At 42.5% G+C, this 20447-nt stretch carries 18 protein-coding genes; 8 read left to right on the top strand and 10 right to left on the bottom strand.

Going from position 1 to position 20447, the window contains the following annotated elements:
- Window positions 1-215: 215 nt before the first annotated feature.
- The 5 genes from FH976_RS11145 to purD all read left to right on the top strand — a co-directional run bounded on the left by FH976_RS11145 (window position 216) and on the right by purD (window position 7972).
- Entirely contained in the window at window positions 216-1280 is a 1065-nt protein-coding gene (locus FH976_RS11145; RefSeq protein WP_194090932.1) for a RelA/SpoT domain-containing protein, read from the top strand.
- Window positions 1281-1328: 48 nt separating this feature from the next.
- A complete protein-coding gene (locus tag FH976_RS11140) occupies window positions 1329-4196 on the top strand; it encodes a type I restriction endonuclease subunit R (RefSeq protein ID WP_194090931.1) in 2868 nt (955 codons plus the stop codon).
- Between the two features lie 100 nt (window positions 4197-4296).
- A complete protein-coding gene (locus FH976_RS11135; RefSeq protein ID WP_194090930.1) occupies window positions 4297-4455 on the top strand; it encodes a hypothetical protein in 159 nt (52 codons plus the stop codon).
- 289 nt (window positions 4456-4744) lie between these two features.
- Window positions 4745-6370 carry a bifunctional phosphoribosylaminoimidazolecarboxamide formyltransferase/IMP cyclohydrolase gene (gene purH, locus FH976_RS11130; protein WP_194090929.1) on the top strand — a complete coding sequence of 542 codons (1626 nt, stop codon included), beginning with the start codon at window positions 4745-4747 and terminating at the stop codon, window positions 6368-6370.
- Window positions 6371-6676: 306 nt separating this feature from the next.
- Complete coding sequence (purD, locus tag FH976_RS11125; protein WP_194090928.1) at window positions 6677-7972, top strand: phosphoribosylamine--glycine ligase; 1296 nt, start codon at window positions 6677-6679, stop codon at window positions 7970-7972.
- A gap of 116 nt (window positions 7973-8088) precedes the next feature.
- Here purD and FH976_RS11120 read toward each other — a convergent pair whose 3' ends face one another.
- The 3 genes from FH976_RS11120 to FH976_RS11110 all read right to left on the bottom strand — a co-directional run bounded on the left by FH976_RS11120 (window position 8089) and on the right by FH976_RS11110 (window position 10041).
- Window positions 8089-8808: a DUF1481 domain-containing protein gene (locus FH976_RS11120; RefSeq protein ID WP_194090927.1), complete on the bottom strand. Its 720-nt coding sequence runs from the start codon at window positions 8806-8808 to the stop codon at window positions 8089-8091.
- A gap of 99 nt (window positions 8809-8907) precedes the next feature.
- Entirely contained in the window at window positions 8908-9180 is a 273-nt protein-coding gene (locus tag FH976_RS11115) for an HU family DNA-binding protein (RefSeq protein WP_190332713.1), read from the bottom strand.
- A gap of 270 nt (window positions 9181-9450) precedes the next feature.
- Window positions 9451-10041 carry a YjaG family protein gene (locus FH976_RS11110; RefSeq protein WP_194090926.1) on the bottom strand — a complete coding sequence of 197 codons (591 nt, stop codon included), beginning with the start codon at window positions 10039-10041 and terminating at the stop codon, window positions 9451-9453.
- A 108-nt stretch (window positions 10042-10149) separates the two neighbouring features.
- On the opposite strand from FH976_RS11110, the gene FH976_RS11105 reads away from it, so the two are divergent.
- Both FH976_RS11105 and FH976_RS11100 read left to right on the top strand, forming a co-directional pair.
- Window positions 10150-11115 carry a D-2-hydroxyacid dehydrogenase gene (locus FH976_RS11105; protein WP_194090925.1) on the top strand — a complete coding sequence of 322 codons (966 nt, stop codon included), beginning with the start codon at window positions 10150-10152 and terminating at the stop codon, window positions 11113-11115.
- A complete protein-coding gene (locus FH976_RS11100) occupies window positions 11115-11714 on the top strand; it encodes a uracil-DNA glycosylase family protein (RefSeq protein WP_194090924.1) in 600 nt (199 codons plus the stop codon). The genes FH976_RS11105 and FH976_RS11100 overlap by 1 nt, the downstream gene beginning before the upstream one ends.
- Here the strand turns inward: FH976_RS11100 and FH976_RS11095 are convergent.
- From FH976_RS11095 to nudC, 6 genes are all read right to left on the bottom strand, one after another.
- The gene (locus tag FH976_RS11095; RefSeq protein WP_194090934.1) at window positions 11701-12870 is read right to left on the bottom strand and encodes an ABC transporter permease; all 1170 of its coding nucleotides are present in this window, start codon (window positions 12868-12870) and stop codon (window positions 11701-11703) included. The genes FH976_RS11100 and FH976_RS11095 overlap by 14 nt on opposite strands.
- Entirely contained in the window at window positions 12870-14033 is a 1164-nt protein-coding gene (locus FH976_RS11090; protein ID WP_228767411.1) for an ABC transporter permease, read from the bottom strand. Before FH976_RS11090 ends, FH976_RS11095 begins: the two co-directional genes overlap by 1 nt.
- Window positions 14034-14044: 11 nt before the next feature.
- Window positions 14045-15043, bottom strand: a complete 999-nt coding sequence (locus tag FH976_RS11085; RefSeq protein WP_407701643.1) for an HlyD family secretion protein — start codon at window positions 15041-15043, stop codon at window positions 14045-14047.
- On the bottom strand, window positions 15043-16422 hold the full coding sequence (locus FH976_RS11080; RefSeq protein WP_194090922.1) for a TolC family protein: 1380 nt from the start codon (window positions 16420-16422) through the stop codon (window positions 15043-15045). The genes FH976_RS11085 and FH976_RS11080 overlap by 1 nt, the downstream gene beginning before the upstream one ends.
- A 221-nt stretch (window positions 16423-16643) precedes the next feature.
- Window positions 16644-17711: a uroporphyrinogen decarboxylase gene (gene hemE / locus FH976_RS11075; RefSeq protein WP_194090921.1), complete on the bottom strand. Its 1068-nt coding sequence runs from the start codon at window positions 17709-17711 to the stop codon at window positions 16644-16646.
- 274 nt (window positions 17712-17985) lie between these two features.
- Complete coding sequence (nudC, locus tag FH976_RS11070; protein WP_194090920.1) at window positions 17986-18753, bottom strand: NAD(+) diphosphatase; 768 nt, start codon at window positions 18751-18753, stop codon at window positions 17986-17988.
- A gap of 180 nt (window positions 18754-18933) precedes the next feature.
- Here nudC and rsd point away from each other — a divergent pair, with 180 nt between their 5' ends.
- Window positions 18934-19425: a sigma D regulator gene (rsd, locus tag FH976_RS11065; protein WP_194090919.1), complete on the top strand. Its 492-nt coding sequence runs from the start codon at window positions 18934-18936 to the stop codon at window positions 19423-19425.
- Window positions 19426-19480: 55 nt separating this feature from the next.
- Here the strand turns inward: rsd and FH976_RS11060 are convergent, their stop codons facing one another.
- Window positions 19481-20374: a DMT family transporter gene (locus tag FH976_RS11060; RefSeq protein WP_194090918.1), complete on the bottom strand. Its 894-nt coding sequence runs from the start codon at window positions 20372-20374 to the stop codon at window positions 19481-19483.
- Between the last annotated feature and the right edge of the window lie 73 nt (window positions 20375-20447).

Below are 20447 nucleotides of genomic sequence, written 5' to 3'. Positions count from 1 at the left end.
GACGATGAGGTCGCTTTCAGGATGACAATAAATGTCACTCTTCAAGATGACAGTTAAACAACGTCATTCCGTACAAGGAGCAAAACGACTGGAGGTACGGAATCTCCCACAGCGCTTTGAATGCCTATGAAGATGAGTCACGAGCAGCCGATGTTTGTGTAACGAACACATTTAGCGATACTATATTAAACACAAATAATAGTCAGGTAATACACATGGTTAATGAGCATTACGAAAAGACCAAACAGCCGCTTACCTTTTCACGTAAACAAGTGGAAAAAGCAGGTCGTGTCATTCGCAAAAAAGAAGGCGACTTTGATCTAGCCGTAAGCGTGATTCAAAATTTTCGTGCTGCTCATTTATATCCATTACAAATCATAAAGAACTTAGTCTGGAAGCATGTTAACAAACTGAACTTACTTGAAACGGCAACCGTTGTTCGTCGCCTCAAACGTCTGCCGACCATTATCGACAAATTGCAACGCCCATCATTAGACGGTCAAACCGATAATGCGATTAGCTTAAAGCGAATGCATGATATTGGCGGTTGCCGTGTAATTCTAGAGTCACTTAATGATCTCCATGCTCTCAACACCAGCTTAGATTCCAGCCGTTCGGTACATAGTGTTAAAACCTATGATTACATCGAGCATCCTAAACCATCCGGTTACCGCGGTATTCATCGTGTTTACAAAAGCTACGACAAAGCCACCAAGCACGATTGGAAAGGCTTTAAAATCGAAGTGCAACTACGGACACGCTTGCAGCACCTTTGGGCTACCTCGGTTGAAATTGTGGATATCATCGAAAAAGAAACCTTAAAAACCAACCCACAAGCGGCCAATGAACAATGGAAACGCCTCTTTGTTATCATGGGTGATTTCCTAGCGGTTCGCGATGGTTCATGGACAATGACTGAACAGCAAAGTCGTGATTACAAGCGAGAACTCACTGAACTGAATACAGATTTATCGGCCTACCATAAGCTCGACACCTTCAACAGTGCTTTATTGATTGATGACATTAAGAATAAATCTAAAAATGCAGAATACACGCTGTTGGTTTATCACATTGAAAACCAAAAGGGGCAAGCCTTTTTATATAGCTCAACCAAGAGAAATGTAGCACTAGAGCGGTATGCCGAACTAGAAAAAGATCCGACCTATAACGTGTTATTGGTAGCAGGAAGCGATTTGAAATCCATCGAAAAAGCTTACCCCAACTATTTAAGTGATACCTCTGAATTTTTGGCCGAGTTTAGCCGTATATTGTTATCGTAAGTTTCATTAGTTACCGAGTTATCTACCGAATAGGCGTGTTATAAAGTCATGGCATATCAAAGCGAACAACAATTAGAAAACGACCTTATTGCTCAACTGACTAAGCAAGGCTTTGAGCGTGTTGTGCTGCCTGATAATGCCGCCCTTGAAGCCAACTTAAAAGCCCAACTTGAGCGAGCCAATAATTGCCAACTTACAGTAAGTGAATTTCGCCAAGTACTCGGCAAGTTAGAAAAAGGCAATATTTTCACCAAAGCCAAGATTTTGCGCGATCGCCTTGATATCACTTTAGATAATGGCGACACCACACACTTACAATTGTTATTTAGTGAACCTGCTTCTAATAATCTCTCGCGTAATGTCTTTCAAGTTACCAATCGAATCACGGTAAAGGGTAATTATACCAACCGCTATGATGTGACTATTTTGGTGAACGGTTTACCGCTGATCCAAATTGAATTAAAACGTCGTGGTATTGAGTTAAAAGAAGCCTTCAACCAAGTAAAGCGTTATCAAAAACACACCTATCATGCTAATCATGGTTTATTTAACTACATCCAACTGTTTGTGATCTCTAATGGCGTCAATACTCAGTACTTTTCCAACAATGCGGAAATGTCGGCCAAACAAACCTTTAACTGGACGGATATTGAAAACCAAAGCATGAGCCAGTTGCCCGTGTTCTCCAGTGCGTTCTTAACCCCTAGCCATTTAACCAAGATGCTTAGTCAAAACATTTTGCTCAATGAAACCGGTAAGCTTTTAATGGTGCTGCGCCCTTACCAGTTCTATGCGGTCGAAGCGATCATCAATCAGGTAAAAACCAGTACCAACAATGGTTATATTTGGCACACCACAGGATCGGGTAAAACCTTAACATCCTTTAAAGCCGCGCAAATTCTCACCTCGCTGAGTGAAGTCGATAAAGTGGTGTTTGTGGTGGACAGAAAAGATCTCGATTATCAAACCGCTTTAGAGTTTAACGCCTTTAGTAAAGGCTCTGTTGATTCAACTGACAACACTAATATGCTATTCCACCAACTATTAGATAAGCCAGTCAAAGGGCGCAAAGAGAACGAGAACCGCAATACCAAGTTGGTGGTCACGACACTACAAAAGCTCAATAACGTAGTCACGAAACAGCGTTACTTGAAAGAAATGACGTCATTGCAAGATAAGCGCATCGTGTTTATTTTTGATGAATGTCACCGCAGTCAATTTGGCGATACCCACCAAAACATTGTCAGCTTCTTTAAAGGCGCGCAATTGTTCGGCTTTACCGGAACACCTATTTTTGCCGATAACGCCGTGGCAAGGAAATCGGTCAAGAAAATCACCAAAGATTTATTTGATGAACGCTTACATGCCTATGTGATTGTCGATGCCATTCGCGATCAAAACGTGCTCAAGTTTGCGATTGAGTATGTTGGTCGTTATGCCTATAAATATGGCTCACAGAATAATATCGATATTGAAGTGGAAGACATCGACCGCAAAGAGCTACTGACCTCTCCCGCTCGCTTAGAAAAAATCGTCGACTACATCATTGCGCACCATAAACGCAAAACCCATAGCCGTGATTACAATGCGATGTTTTGTGTCTCCGGGGTACCAGAATTAATCCAATATTATGAGCTCTTTGCCAACAAGAAAGCTGAGGGTAAACATAACCTCAAAATCGCCACCATTTTTAGCTATGAAACTAATGAAGAGCAAGAATATGCGCTTGGCGGTGAAGCCGAAGATGCCCATAGCCTTGAGATAAAAGAAGCCGCAGCCAAATATTTAAAGCAAGGCCAAGCGGTAAAGCTGCACAGCCGTGACAAACTCGAAACCTTTATGGCCGATTACAATGTCATGTTCGGTAGCAGCTACACCACCAAAGACAGTGATTCGTTCTACGATTATTACAAGAACATCGCCAAACGAGTAAAAGCCAAAGAAATTGATATTTTACTGGTGGTGAATATGTTCTTAACCGGTTTTGATGCGCCAAAACTCAATACCTTGTATGTGGATAAAAACTTAAAACACCACGGGCTAATACAAGCATTTTCACGCACTAATCGCTTGCTAGATGAAACTAAGTCTCATGGCAATATTGTGTGTTTCCGCAACCTGAAAAAATCTGCCGATGAAGCCTTTTTGATGTTTTCGAATAAGCAGCCGAGAGAGTTTATCGAAACCCCACCATTTGAAGATTTAATGGCGGATTTCAACGAGGCTTATCAAGCATTATTAGCGATTACGCCAACCGTAGATTCAGTCGACAATCTGCCCGATGAAGATGCGCAAAAGCTGTTTGTGTTGCAGTTCCGCCGCTTAATGCAACTCAAGAATATGCTGAGTAACTTTGCCGACTTTGATATGGCCGCGACGGCGATGAGTGAACAGGAGTTTCAAGACTTCACCAGTAAATACGCCGACCTAAACCGCCAGATCCGAGAATCCACCAGCAAAGAAAAAGCCTCTGTGCTCGATGATGTCGATTTTGAATTAGACTTGTTGCACCGCGATGAAGACAGCAGCGAAGTAAGAGCCACCAAACGTAATGCAATTGTGAACCTGATAAGCTCTGATCCAACCTTACTCAGCAAAAAAGCCTTGATCGAAAAATTCATGGATGAGCACTTAAATGGTATTCCTGCCAGCCAAAGCGTAGAGGAAGAGTTTGAGTTCTTCTGGGAAAAAGAAAAACGTTTAGCGATTGAGAAATTTGCCGAAGAGGAAAACCTCGATACCCAAAAGCTGACGAGCCTCGTTGTGCGCTATGAAGCCAGTGAAGAACTGCCATTACGCGAAGACTTCGCTGACACTCTCACTAGCAAGCCAAGTATCCTACAGCGTAAGAAGATAGTCGGTCGCTTAACTGAAAAGTTTAAAGGTTTTGTGGAAACGTTTGTGGGTGGGGTTTAGATCCTAATAACACTTAACAGCACTCTGTTTTAACGTTATTCTTTGTCCGTTTTGTATACATATTCAAGGATTTAAACCATGCCATTAAAATCTATTTTTATTGTTTTTCACTCTTATTTTAGCGGCCTGTTCGAGTAAACAAGAGCAGCAACAAGTCAAAAATGAAGTGAAAGAAACGGCCACCGATATTGGTCATGCAACTCGTGATACTGCAAAAAAAACAGGGCATTTTTTCCGTGATTTATTCAAAGGTGAGTAACCGCCAGTTTTCATCGACATTTAAATCAACCATCTAAACTTGATGATAAAAACAAAAAGCCAAACGATTGCGCGAGCTTTTTAAAGATAAATTAGTTAGAATGTGCGCCATCAAATCTTGAGTTAATGTGAAAGTAAATAGCCATCGTGACAACCATAATGTCACGAAAAGGTATTTACCAAAGCGGCCCAATTGGTTTCGGTTAGCCAATCAACATTGAAACCATAAGCATCACTTTGGCAAATATCTTTCTTTGTTTTAACTTCATGATTAAAGGAATATGGAAGCCATGCAAAACGCTCGCCCAATTCGCCGCGCTCTAATTAGCGTATCCGATAAAACTGGTATTGTGGAATTCGCGCAATCATTAGTTCAACGTGATGTCGAAATTCTGTCAACCGGTGGTACGTTCAAGCTATTGCAAGATAGTGGTATCGCAGCAACTGAAGTCTCTGATTACACTGGTTTCCCTGAAATGATGGATGGCCGTGTAAAAACGCTACACCCGAAAGTTCACGGTGGTGTATTAGGCCGTCGCGGTACTGACGAAGCCATTATGGAAACTCACGGCATAAAACCTATCGATATCGTGGTCGTTAACCTTTATCCATTCGCTGAAACGGTGGCAAAAGAAGGTTGTACTCTGGCTGATGCGGTTGAAAAGATCGATATCGGCGGACCAACAATGGTTCGTTCTGCAGCTAAAAACCATAAAGATGTCGCTATTGTGGTGAACGCGCACGATTATTCTCGCGTTATCGCTGAGATGGATGCCAACGAAAAATCACTCACACTCGACACCCGTTTTGATTTAGCCATTGCCGCTTTTGAGCATACCGCGGCTTACGATGGCATGATCGCTAACTACTTCGGCACTATGGTTCCTTGTTATGGTGCGTCTACTGAAACAAATAACAAAGAAGGCGACGCAGCTCCTTCTCCTAAAAATAAAGTTAAATTCCCTCGCACATTCAATCAGCAGTTCGAGAAAAAACAAGATATGCGCTATGGCGAAAACAGCCATCAAGCCGCCGCGTTCTATGTTGAGGCCAACCCACAAGAAGCATCAGTTTCAACCGCACGTCAAATCCAAGGTAAAGCACTGTCTTACAACAACATCGCCGACACCGATTCTGCGCTTGAGTGTGTAAAAGAATTCAATGAGCCAGCCTGTGTGATCGTAAAACATGCCAACCCATGTGGCGTTGCACTTGGTAAAGATATTCTTGAAGCTTACAACCGTGCCTATCAAACCGATCCAACCTCTGCATTTGGTGGCATTATTGCCTTTAACCAAGAATTAGACGCCGCTACCGCGCAGGCGATTGTCGACCGTCAATTTGTGGAAGTGATCATTGCACCAAGCGTTTCAAGCGAAGCGGTCAAAATAATTGAAACCAAGAAAAATCTTCGTTTATTAGAATGTGGTACATGGTCAACTAAGACGACTGAGTTCGATATTAAACGTGTTAATGGTGGCTTGTTAGTTCAAGACCGCGACCAAGGCATGGTAAGTCTCGATGACCTGAAAGTTGTGTCAAAACGTCAACCGACAGAAGAAGAACTAAAAGATGCTCTATTCTGCTGGAAAGTCGCGAAATACGTGAAATCAAACGCCATTGTTTATGCAAAAGGTGACATGACGATTGGGGTTGGCGCGGGTCAAATGAGCCGCGTTTACTCTGCTAAAATTGCCGGAATTAAAGCCGCCGATGAAGGCTTAGTGGTTGAAGGCTGTGTGATGGCATCTGATGCATTCTTCCCATTCCGCGATGGTATTGACGCGGCCGCAGAAGCTGGCATTAAATGTGTCATTCAACCTGGTGGTTCGATGCGTGATGATGAAGTGATTACTGCTGCCGATGAACATGGCATGGCGATGATCTTTACCGGGATGCGTCATTTCCGTCACTAATTTTTTTCTTTATAATTGGGGTGGTGGTAACTGCGTTGACTGCCCTCACTTACCCTAATCACATAGCGAGCTATGCTCATAGGGATAAGCTCGGTTGTCGCCTTGTTAGCACTCCCAATTATGTCGAAAACGGTTTAATAAATTCAAGTTTTATATTTTTTAGAGAGATAACTCTAACGAAGTCTTTTCATTTTAGAGCAAGCCCCATTTTCTAGTTCAAGGAAAGCGAGCGGAGTTTATAAGCATAAATGAGTACGCTTGACATAGAAATAGGACATAGGGTGCGGCTATCAAAGGAAACAACAAATGAATGTATTGATTATCGGTGCCGGTGGCCGCGAGCATGCACTTGGCTGGAAAGCGGCGCAAAACCCTGACGTAACAAAAGTATTTATTGCACCTGGTAATGCAGGTACGGCTCTTGAACCAAAATTAGAAAACATCGATATTGGTGTTGAAGATATTGAAGGTTTACTTGAGTTTGCACAAAACAATAGCATTGCACTTACGATTGTTGGCCCTGAAGCGCCATTAGTGATTGGTGTGGTGGATGCATTCCGTGCCGCAAAACTGCCAATCTTTGGCCCAACAAAAGCCGCCGCTCAGCTTGAAGGTTCAAAAGCATTCACAAAAGACTTCTTAGCACGTCATAAAATCCCAACCGGGGATTATGCTAACTTTACTGAGATCGAGCCTGCATTAGCTTATGTTCGCGAGAAAGGCGCACCGATTGTGGTCAAAGCCGATGGCCTAGCCGCAGGTAAAGGCGTGATTGTGGCAATAACACTACAAGAAGCCGAAGATGCGATTCAAGATATGCTAGCAGGTAATGCCTTTGGTGAAGCAGGCAGTCGCGTCGTTATCGAAGAGTTTTTAGATGGTGAAGAAGCCAGCTTTATCGTAATGGTTGATGGCTCAAGCGTTCTGCCAATGGCCACCAGCCAAGATCATAAACGTGTTGGCGATAAGGATACGGGCCCTAATACTGGCGGGATGGGCGCTTATTCACCAGCCCCCGTGGTCACACCTGAAATCCACGAGCGTGTGCTTGAAGAAATCATTTATCCGACTGTTCGTGGTATGGACGCTGAAGGTTATCCTTATACCGGATTCCTTTATGCAGGTTTAATGATCATGGCGGATGGCACACCAAAAGTGATTGAATATAATTGCCGCTTTGGGGATCCAGAAACGCAACCCATTATGATGCGTATGCAGTCTGACTTAGTAGACCTTTGCTTAATGGCGATTGATGAAAAACTAGATGAAGCCGAATCGCATTGGGATCCTCGCGCATCAATTGGTATTGTACTCGCCGCTGGCGGTTATCCGGGCGATTATGCCAAAGGTGATGTGATTAACTTGCCAACAAGTGACGCTGCGGAAGGTGAGAAAATCTTCCACGCTGGCACCACCAATAATGAAGCGGGTGAAGTGGTAACGAATGGCGGACGTGTACTTTGTGCCACCGCGTTAGGTAATACGGTATTAGAAGCACAACAACGTGCTTATGAGCTAGCAAAAACCGTTAGTTGGAATGGTATGTTTCACCGCAGCGATATTGGTTACCGCGCCATTGAACGTGAAGATAATGCACAATAAAATAAGATAACCTTCTCGATAACATCGCTTAAATTTATAAGCTTAAAATGAAAAAAAGGCGCTGATGATTAAAGTCAGCGCCTTTCTTATTTGATAGCTTTCACATAAAAACTTGGTTAATTCATGTTTAAATGTGGCCTTTGGATACAAGGATAGTCAGCATCATTCATTGAAATTAATTGATTAACGGTCACGGAATTTTGCTTTGGATTTGTCATCCCAATAAAAGCAACGTAACTATTTAAAGTATTAATTCTATCTTTAATCGCGAGGGGTAATTTCGTATTTTGGAAATTAATGTTGGTATATTGTTGACCATCACATGCCTCAAAGGTTTGTCCATCCCATATACCCTGAATTAATTTTAGATTATCAGAATGCAAAGCTTCGACTTTAGTGACAATACGCTCAGCTTCCTCCACATAACGATCAAGATCGGGTTGATTTAGTGGAAAGACCTGATTTCCAATACGATATCGCTGATAGATTGCCTCACCCGTATTACTAAAGCGGATATGGACTAAATAACGTTGTAGATCATGACTATTTTGCGCTGTTTGCCCTTCACGTACAATTTCACGGATCATTCCATTTTGCCATTTATAGCTAGATTTGTACCATGCATCGTTTGAGAGTTCGACATAATCAGAGGCTGATTGAGGCTCGGTGGCTGAGCGATTTAACCAATAATAAGATTTAGAATTATCGGTCACTTCTCCGCCAGACCAATTAAATGGTTCAACTGAGCGTACAAATTTGCCACTGAATAAATTTTGAGTGGATGAGCAACCAGCAAGGGCTAATAAAATAAGAACAGGAAGGAGAATACGCTTCATAAAAAAACTACGCTGAGTTGAGGACTCAGCGTAGTATATACTCAAACAACGGCAAGATGCGAGAAGGTGCCGTGGCTAAAAAGACAATTTAAGGTTAAATTATTTTACTGAGTCTTTTAATGCTTTACCGGCTGTAAATGCAGGTACGTTTGCAGCCGAGATTTGAATCTCTGCACCCGTTTTAGGGTTACGACCAGTACGCGCCGCACGGTGATTAATTTTGAAAGTACCAAAACCAATAAGTTGCACTTGGTCACCATCTTTAAGTGCGCCAGTTACACCGCTAAGAGTGGCTTCAAGAGCTGCTTTCGCTTGAGCTTTAGATAAATCTGCTTTTTCCGCAATTGCATCAATTAACTGAGTCTTGTTCATTCTAGGTTTCCCTTCTATGTGTTTAGAAATCTAGAACCACTTTAAGCATAAAACCCCCATGTGGCAAAGGTTTGTGAGCAATATTTTGTTCTTATGTCGACTTTTTAACCGGTTTTTGAGCATTAACTCACAATTTGCCTTTAACCCTTGTTCATTCCACATAAAAAAGTTTAAAAACAGAGGGTTATTTTAATATAAACGCTTGAAGTACTATTTATAAAAATAATATATTCGCTTAACATTTGTCAGCTAAAAACAAAGAACAGCTCGTTAATCTAAGCCGATCCCAATATTACTGATCCCTTCTACGCGTAATTCAATCCTCAATTCTTTTATCAAATCAATGTCACGTTTTTCAGCTTCGCGTAATGGACGGAATAATGCCCACTGAACATCCCACTCCTGACAAACGGCTTCGTTTTCTTTTTGATTGTCATTGGTAATAGGATCGCAGCCTTGTGCTTCTTCTAATTGAGCAACGGTTCTAACTGAAACCTGGCTTAGTTCAATCATGTCATCGAACATATCATCGCGATCAAGCAACGCATGTAATAAAGTAGAGAGACCAACACAGGCATCGATTGCTGGGTAAACCGCGTAGAATTCATACTCTTCTGAGCTTGGGATCAACTCTTCAAGTTTTTCCAGTTGACGTTCAAAGTTAACCTTGGCAGTTTTAACCGTTAGAATTTCCCATACGCTATCTAAAATCTCTCGATACTTACGCGCATCTGAAAATTCAGTGTTATCACAAAACAAAGCGTAATTCGGATACATGCGCTCACATAAACAGGCCATGAAGGTGATTTGTTGCCATGGCACGAATTTCTCTAGACGGACTTGCAAAGGATTCTGTAGCATAAGTACTCGAAAATAGATTCAAAAAAAGACAGCGGAAGTTTACTTGAAAACAGCTTGGTTTACTAAACCTGAATCAATAAATAAAACACAAGGGACGGCACAAATCCAATGACGAATAATACGCAAGCGCCACAAAAACAATCCCATCAGATTAATGTTCCTCACCAACTTTATATTGTGGCGAAACAAGCTTCTATTTATCACGATTTCCTACAGCAACAAACACTTCCAAATATTGTATTAACGCAAGATAAAAGCCAAGCCACCATAGTATTAGCCGATCCACCTCAAATAGCTACTCAGCTTGAACAATTCCCTAATCTTACTTGGTTACAGTCTACCTACGCGGGTGTTGATGCTTTAATAGAGAAAAATCTACGCTGTGATTATCAATTAACCAACGTAAAAGGTATTTTTGGGCAATTAATCAGTGAATATGTACTTGGCTATAGCTTGAGCTATTTCCGTCATTTCGCCCTATATCAACAGCAGCAGCAAGCGAAACAATGGCAAATACACCCATACCAAAGCGTCAAAGATAAAACTATGGTTATTCTTGGGACTGGTTCAATTGGTCATCAATTAGCCAAAGCAGTTTCTGCGCTAGGATTTATTGCCGTGGGGGTCAACAGAAGTGGTCAAGCACCAACTCAGAATGCGTTTCATCATATCTATCCGATTGCACAATTGGATCGCGCTTTGGCACAGGCCGATGTAGTTGTGAATGCACTGCCTAACACACCACAAACGGATAAATTATTATCGTATTCGGCCTTTGAACATTGTCATGGTGCATTATTATTTAATATTGGCCGTGGGTATACTGTCGATGATGAAGCCTTATTAGCCGCATTAGGATCTGGGCAGATAACTCATGCCTTTTTAGATGTTTTCCGTCATGAACCTATTCGTAACGATTCACCATTTTGGCATCATCCTAATATCACGGTCACGCCGCATATTGCCGCCACCAGCTTTCCTGAACAAGTATGGGAAATATTCACCGAAAATTATCATTTATTTAATAAGCAGCAACCACTAAAAAATAAAGTCGATTTTACTCGAGGCTATTAATGAAGACATTATTAACGGCAATAAATCAGTGTCGGATCTGTGAATCGGCACTGGAGCTTGGCTGCCGCCCAGTCGTGCAAGCGCATCCAAATGCCAAATTGCTCATTATTGGTCAAGCGCCAGGAATTAAAGTGCACCAATCTGGCGTGCCTTTTAATGATGCCAGTGGTGAGCGATTACGCTTGTGGCTTGGCATGGATAGCGAGACTTTTTATGATCCGACTAAAGTCGCCATTATGCCAATGGGATTTTGCTATCCAGGAAAAGGAAAAAGCGGCGATTTACCACCAAGAAAAGAATGCGCTCCGCAATGGCATCAAGCCTTACTGGCTCAGTTACCTAATATTGAAATGACGTTGCTGATCGGCCAATACGCTCAAAATTATTATCTCAGTAATTCTGAACTAAGCGGTTCTAATTTAGGCGACAAGCCCAAGACATTAACCGAAACCGTGAAAAACTGGCAACGATGGGCACCGAGCTATGTGCCGATCCCGCATCCATCACCACGCAATAATATTTGGCTCAAAAAGAATCCATGGTTCGAACAAGATGTCATTCCTTATATCCAAGCCTTAATTAAAACTAAGATTCTTTAGCTGCTGAAATATCACCTTTATTTTTTCGCGCCATCAACCACAACGCCAATCCGCCATAAGTGACCGCTTGCCCCCACAACAACCCCCAATAAGGCAGCACTTGTTGAAAGCTCGCACCCATTTGATTTAAACGTAGGAATCCATTAATGGCCGGTGTAGAGGGGAAAAGTTTCGCTAAATATTGCAACCCCAGAGGCAGCTCAGAAGTTGGCCAAATAAAGCCGGCGCAAAACACTAATGGCAATGAGCTGAGTACCACAATGAGTGTCGCCAGCTCGCGCCTTGGGATAAGCTCGCCCATTACCATACCAAGCCCAATCACCGCAGCTAAAAATGGGATTAACATCGCTAAGATATTACCCATTGAGGCTAAACGACTGATGCCATAAAATTGAAAACTAAAACCAAAGTAATACAACGCGAGTGGGATATAGGTCAGCAGAAGAATCACTAAACGTGCAGACCAACGATCAATAGTTGCACTACGTTGCCAATAACCTGTAATTCCCGCGCGGCGCGATTCATTTTGCTCCCCTCCCACCAATCCTGCAGCAATCAATAAGGTTTGATGCAAAATCAATACAAAGACCGCGGGGACAACATAATTAACGTAACCATTACTGGGATTAAAAACCGGTTGCATCGACAACTTAACAGGGGCGTATTGATTGGAAGCTAAAACCAAGTTTTCACCCGACATCACCATGCGAGAGACTTTGGCTTTTGCCGATAACGTCCCTCCAGCAGAGGCTAGTCCTTCCACCACAGTGCCATAAATCAAAAAATAAGCGGCATCTCCGGCATAAGCTAAAGGTGGGCTTTTACCTAATAATAAATCTCGACTAAAGTTTTTTGGGATCGCTAATATCCCATGTACATCACCTTGATTAAGCGAGTGCTGGGCATCTTTCAAACTGTATGCATGTTGCAAAATCTCAACTTGCGGCGTAGCATCGACCATCCTTTCCAATTCACGACTGGTAGCGGTGTTATCTAAGTTCACCACCACGATTGCTTGTTCACGCGGTAATTGTTGGCTATAAGGTAAAGGGTATAAAAAAGAGTACATCACCACGCCACCAAACACCGTCAATAACAACGCTGAGTTGGTAAAAATAGCCTGACATTCACAACGAAAAACCTGCCACCAGCTCATCATAAATCTACCTGCTCTACCGCATTATTTTTCGCTTTGTTAGCAATGCCAACCGCCAGCCATATTGCGATGGCCAGTACTACGCCATAACAAAGCAAAGCGAATATTTGCCCAATTGACTGCGCTAAACCCACACCATTATTGACTTGATTCACTTGCAACTCGATATAGTGGCTAACTGGTAATAGTGCGCGCCAGAATTGAGCTAAAAAAGGCATATCCGATGCGGGAAAGGTGATCCCCATAAAAGCAAAAGCGGGTGCGGTAAACGCGGCGACAAAACTCATCGAGCGAGTCACATTTTGTGTGAGCATATAAAACAATGCCCCCACACTTTGACAGGCCAGTACCATGCATAATTGTGCGATCATTAAGATCCGCCACGATCCGTGCATCGGCCAATCAAGCCACACATACATCCCCCATAAAAACACAACGCCTTGCAACCAGTAGAATCCCGTATAAGGCAGTAATTTCATCAGCAAGGTTTGCCCTGGATGTGGGTTTAACCATACCGGCAGTCCTTGCTTTCGTTGCTCAGCCGCCATGGTCAAAATAGTGGTAGCAACAATGATGATTTGCCAAATCGCGGGGATTGCAGCCGAAACTAAGAACTGACCATAATGGCTATTGCTGTTAAATAAAGGTGTGATCTGACTACGAATGGGAACGGCTTTGGCCAATGCTTGTGTAGGGGTTATATTGCCTTTGCTTAATGAAGACATCACTTCAATGCCAGCATTATAAGTACCTTGCGCTTGTTGCATCGCCGAATTAATCAACTTACCGGTTAAAATAAACTGACTATTATAAAATGCCGTCACGGTCGGCGATTCACCTAATAGGGTTTGCTTATAGGTATCATGAGGAATGACGACCAATGCGTAAATATCGGCATTCTTTAAAGCCGCGCTGCCTTGTTGAATGGAGGTATATTGCTGAGTCACCGCCAATGTTGGGCTAGCATCGTAATAACGGATCAAGCCTCGCGAAATCACGCTGTGATCATTATCTACCACGCCAATTGGTAAATTACGCGCCGTGCCACTCGAAAACACCAGCCATAAACATACAAACATTAGCAATGGTAACCACCACAACATCGCTTGTAACCAAGGCTGCTCTCGGACTATTTTCAGTTCATGTAAAAAACAGGCGCGCATCGTCATCGTGATTATTGAGCATCAGATTCAAGTAACACACTCATACCAACTCGAAGATCCTTAATCGGTTTGACTGGGCGAGCGTCGACTTCAAAAGTGCGCATATCAAAACCTTGATTGGCATCGGTAGTACGCCAAGTGGCAAAATCGCCCATCACCGACACATGCGAGACTTTAAAGCGGTACACATCAGTACCAAGAGCAGGAATAGAGACATTAAATTCAACGCCTTGTTTAAACGCTTTCAAGCTATCTTCTCGTACATGAAAGATCGCCCACGCATCTTGCATATCAACAATCGTCACCACTGGGAAGCCTTGTGGCGCTAATTCACCAGAATGCAATAATATGTCGCTGACTTCACCATCGTGCCAACTCGATATTTTAGTATCCGCGGCATACGCTTCCACTTCTGCTACCGCGCCAGCTGCCATGCGTTCTTTTTCTTTGGCCGCCAATTTGGTTTCAACTCGTGCTCCCTCTTGCGCCATTTGATACATTTGATAAGCCGCCCGTTCGGTATAGCGGGCCGCTTGCCATTGTGTCATCGCTTCATCGCGTTTTTGTTCGGCTACCACACCATCTTGATATAAATTATCCACGCGTTTAAACGTCTTTTCCATCAAGTTTGAGGCCGCTTTGGCTTTATTCCATTGATCTTTGGCCGCTGCAATCTCTTGGTTTCTTGCCCCTTTCTCAGCCTGAGCAGACATTGCGCCCGCGGCTGCCTGTCCCGCTTTAGCTTGCTCTAATTTCGCTTCAATTTCAGGGCTTAAAATGGTGAAGATCATTTGTCCAGAGGTGACTTTATCGCCTTTTTTTACCAACACTTGGTCAATACGGCCCGCCACTTTTGATGAAATAAGGTATTGCTGCGCTTCGACTTGGCCTTGAAAACGTTCAGGCTTAGTCTGATAAGCTTGCCAAAAGGTATAACCAACCCAAACAATCAGGATCAATACCAAGACAACTATCACTTTTGACTTCGTGGTACTCAGTATCGTCTTCATTAATGTACCTCTAATCCTTTATATTGTTGGTATTGGTTAAAGCTGTCCATTTCACCACTCACCGCCAGTAAGCGAGAGAGCGACAAAACATATTGATAAGCCGCAGCTGAACGCTGAGTTTTAATGCTGCTGAGATACATTTCGGCATCGACGACATCTAATGAGGTCGATAATCCTTGGCTAAAAGCCTTCTGTTGTAGATCGATATTTTCTTGTGCCATCGACACGCTCGATTCAAGCCCGTTATATTCCTCTAATGATTGATAGGCTTCACGGTAAGTCTTTTCCACCAGCAAGGATAAATCTTGTTTTGCTTGGGCGCGTAAATACCCGACTTGCCTTTTGGCCATGTGCGCAGCGCTCACTTTGTCTGACCGACCCGAGGTATCAATTAAAGGAATACTGACGCCAACGCCGACTAACCAATCTGGCGTCGTATTGCCGACCAAAGTGTCATCACTGTACACATTGTAATTTCCATACACGAATACTTCTGGGTAATATTTTCCTTTCTCAACCCCAACCAATCCATCGGCTTGCTTTTCTTTAGCATCTAAAATACTAAGCCCGGGATATTCATTTAAAGTCTTGTCCAAAAATGCCTGCATAGGTGGCAAACTTTCATTAATAAATAGCTTAGTGGAAGGGCGAGTAAGGCTGTTGGCTTTCAGTAAATGGGTAAGGGCCATTTGAGTAATTTCGACATTACGCTGCGCTTTGCGAGTCTCGACTTTGGCTTTGTCATACGCCACTTCGGCTTGTAAGCGCTGAACTCTGGCTATTTGCCCTTGCTCTTCCAGTTTTTTTGCGTGCTCGAAATGTTCTTTTAGACCTTGTTCGACTTCTTGGCGAGTAGCGAAAACTTGCTCAGAAAGCACGACGCCAAAATAATATTTAGACAAATCTTCAAACTTCGCCTGTTGCTTCATCTGCAACATATATTTCGCTTCGTCTTTTTTACCTTCGGCAATATCTTGCGCTGCCGAAATTCTGCCTCCAGTAAAAATGGGCCAAATAGCACGAATTGAACTGGTAAAAACATCTTTGTCCATCAAGGTCGAAGTCAACATGCCATCAAATGCTTTAATCAATGCACTGGAACCAATCGGCATACTTTCTGCCAGATCAGAAGGTGATATTTCTACATCATCATCTAACCGAGTGTAATTAGCACTTAGCGTGACACTGGGTAAATTCAAAGCACCCGAAGCATCTTGCTTAAGTTGCGCCTGATCAACATTGGCACGTTCGGCGGCCAAGCCATCGTTATTGGTCAGAACAGACTGCCATGCTTGATAAAAAGACACCTCTTCAGCCCATGCATTTGGAGTGAACAATAAAAACCAAGAGAAGATAGCAAGATAAGATGAATGAACCATTTGCTTGCGTAGAGCTAGGCTCCGTGATATTTGGTTTATTGAGATAGTATTTCGATTTATTTTCATAAACATAAGTTCAATGTGTCTATTGTCTGATTCATCCATGAGTGATTTTATTCTATGCCAATAACACAAAATCGCAACTCATCCGATCTCTCAATATACAATGGGTATAAAAAAGCGCAGCTCAGTGGCTACGCTTTGATTTAATTGTATTTTAATTATCGATGATAAGGTTTCGACAGTTCGTGCACAGCATCCACAAACACCCCAGCATTTTCTGGCGGTACGTCAAGATGAATACCATGACCTAAGTTGAATACGTGTCCTGTGCCAGCATCACCAAACCCATCTAAGATAGAAGCGACTTCTTGACGAATACGTTCAGGCTGAGCATACAACATAGATGGATCCATATTGCCTTGCAACGCTACTTTATCACCCACGCGAGCCACCGCATCGGCAATATTAATGGTCCAATCCAAGCCAATAGCATCACAGCCTGTCGCCGCAATCTTCTCAAGCCACATACCACCATTTTTAGTAAATAGCGTAACTGGTACACGGCGACCGTCATTTTCACGAATTAAACCATCGACGATTTTGTGCATGTATTGTAACGAAAAGTCTTGGTAATCACGTGGCGTTAATACGCCGCCCCAAGTATCAAATACCATAACAGATTGAGCCCCTGCCTTGATTTGAGCATTCAGATATTCGACAACACTATCGGCTAGTTTATCTAATAACGCATGCAAGATGCTTGGATCGGCATACATCATCTGTTTAATTTTAGTAAAGGCTTTTGAGCTGCCACCTTCAATCATGTAAGTCGCTAGCGTCCACGGACTGCCAGAAAAACCAATCAACGGTACTTCGCCTTGCAGATCTTTACGGATTTGGCGAACGGCATTCATTACATATTGCAACTCGCCTTCTGGATCTGGTAGGCCAATTTTATCGACATCCGCTTTACAGGTAATTGGGCGTTCAAATTTTGGACCTTCACCGGCTTCAAAATACAAACCTAATCCCATCGCATCAGGAATCGTTAAAATATCAGAGAATAAAATGGCGGCATCTAATGGAAATCGTTTCAGCGGCTGTAAAGTCACCTCTGATGCTAACTCGGCATTTTTACAAAGTGACATAAAATCACCAGCCACACTACGAGTTTGACGATATTCTGGTAAATAGCGGCCAGCTTGGCGCATCATCCATACCGGCGTGTAATCTACTGGCTCTTTCATTAAGGCACGTAAGTAGCGGTCATTTTTTAATTCAGTCATTTGTTTTCCCTTAACTTGAAAGGCATTATTCTAGCATTACTTAGCGCACATTTTGCTATTGGTTTGTTATGGAGATCATGTTATCCAACATTAAAGTCGTCTGATATTTGCTTGCATCAAGGAATTTGTTAATACTTTGTTAGCTAGCAATTTAGTTTGCTAATGAAGAATGATAATAAGCGAGGACACATGATGTTCCGCAACCATAACGACATCTTACTTACCCCTCCGGCATCCCCGGAGGTTTTTTTTGTCTCATGATTACATATCTTGCCTAATTCATAATCTCACAACCTAAAGTATGCTCAATTAAGGCTCGGGCAATTGTCCCTTTCGGAGCCACTGGAGGAAGACACCCGGCGCTAAACCAATTCGCAGCGGCTAACTCCGTTTTATCTACCTTGATCTCGCCACAATCATAATCAGCCAAGAAGCCGACCATCATACTCGACGGAAATGCCCACGGTTGACTGCCAAAATAACGAATATTTTTTACATTAATACCCGTTTCTTCTTTGATTTCACGGGCGACACATTGCTCAAGCGTTTCCCCAACTTCCACAAATCCAGCAATCACGGTATACATGCCACTAGTATGCTTTGCATGATTGGCGAGGAGGATTTGATGATCTTTTTTTATCGCCACAATAATACAAGGAAAAATACGCGGATAGTGCAAAGTACGGCAATCACTGCACTGCATGGCAATTTGATTAATATTCAGATGATTTCGACCGCCACACTGCGAACAAAAGCGTTGCGTCGTAAACATATGGCCAAACTGTACCGCGCGACTTGCCATTAAAAATAAAGCTTCCGGTTGCGTTAATAAATCACGTAACGATGTCATATCAAAAAGAGAATCAATTTCGCTGGCATTAATCCAATAGCATGGCGTGCCGAGATAACTGCCAATATTTAAGGCTTGTTCGAGCGGTAAATTTAGTTCTTCTGCCGACCCATACGGCAAGCTTTGATCCGGAAAATAGATTTCGCTACCGTCAACGATACACCAGTAGACTTTTTGATATTTATTTAACATCCGCTTCCCTCATTGCTTGAAGTTCCACCATTTTACTGGCAATCTAATTTCATACCAGTGGTTATCGATTGGGTATCCATTATCACTTATAAGGATCATGGTATACACAATCAAAAGGATGCTCTACCCAGTAGAGACGCTGATTGCAAATCATGCAACAGCAATAAAGAGGATACCGTCATGCTAAATAAATTTAAACAAACTCAAGCCCAATTTGGTGGCTCTAGCGATGTTATCGACCATTGGCTTTCTACTCGCCAAGTATTGCTTGTTGAATATTGCAAGCTTGCCGCCTTAAAACCAAACGCCAACAAAAAAGCCGCCCTCACTCAACTTCCACCTCCAGAAGAATTACAAAATTTCTGTCAACATGTCGTCGATTACATCTCTGCAGGTCATTTTAAAATTTATGATATGGTCATGGCTAAATGGCATTCTACTGGGTTCTCACCGACAGAAGAAATAGACCGTACTTATTTTGATATCGTCAAAACGACCGAACCGCTACTCAATTACACCGATAAGTATGCTGATGTTGCAGCAGAAGATGAATTAGAAGACTTTGATGCCGATCTGTCTGAAATTGGAGAGGTTATGGAAGAGCGGTTTGAGTTAGAAGATCAGCTTATTCAAATGATTGCTGAAAGTTTAGAGATCCCGCCAGGGGCTTAAATACACCAACGATTGGTTTATCGCCACCCTACTGGATGGCGATAATGTTTACTTGTTATTTTTGTGGCACCTTGGCTATTATAGGTTTCACATTACGACTTCTCTGCGCCAGAATAACCCCGCCTATAATCATGATCATCCCGACATAATGAAATAGCGTCAATTTTTCATGCAAAATAAAACTCGCTAAAACCGCAGTTAGTGCTGGCATAAGGTTCATAAAAATAGCCGCTTTATCCGCACCTAAATGTTCAATCCCCATCATCCAACACCAAGGCGCGATAATCGAAGCCAGTAAACCTGCATACAAAATTAATGGCACTGTCTGTTGAGTAAATATAACAGGAGCGCTCAGGCTAAACAGTGGAAACAGAAAAACAATCGCACAACAAACTTGCATATAAACCGACTGCCAATTTGAAATAGGCATCCGCCAACGCTTGATCAAGACGACATATAACGCGTAAGCCAATGTCGCTAATAAAACCAACAAATCCCCTTCATTAATATCTTGCACAAACAATGACATTACATTCCCATGGCTTAACATGATCAGTAAACCCGAAAACGAAATAGCCGCGCCTAAAACCGCATACAAAGTCAGTTTTTGATTTAATAGTGGAATACTCAGAAACAATCCGATTAAAGGCACAAGAGACGTAATAAGCGATAAATTGAGCGCTGTCGTAGTCAACCCTGCGTAATAACCTAACGATTGATTTAACACCATTCCAAGCAAAGAAAGAAAAGCAAGTTTAGGTAGGTAAGGAATAATTTGTTTTCTACGCTTCCAAGTAGGAATTGCCAGAAAAGGTGTCAATACGATCAAAGCGACAAACCAACGATAAAAAGAGATCGCGCCAGGATCAATGACGGTAGAAGCCATTTTATTAATAATGGAGTTACCAGCCCAAATAAATACGGTAACCATAGGGAAGAGGTAGAGCATTATTACGATTCACTTAAAACATGAAAAACAGTCAAAAGTATACGCCTTCTATTTTTTAACACCATGAGTTCAA

It is taken from the genome of Vibrio hibernica, from assembly GCF_015223435.1.
GTDB classification, from domain to species: Bacteria; Pseudomonadota; Gammaproteobacteria; order Enterobacterales; family Vibrionaceae; genus Vibrio; species Vibrio hibernica.
This window is presented reverse-complemented; position numbering and strand designations above follow the sequence as displayed.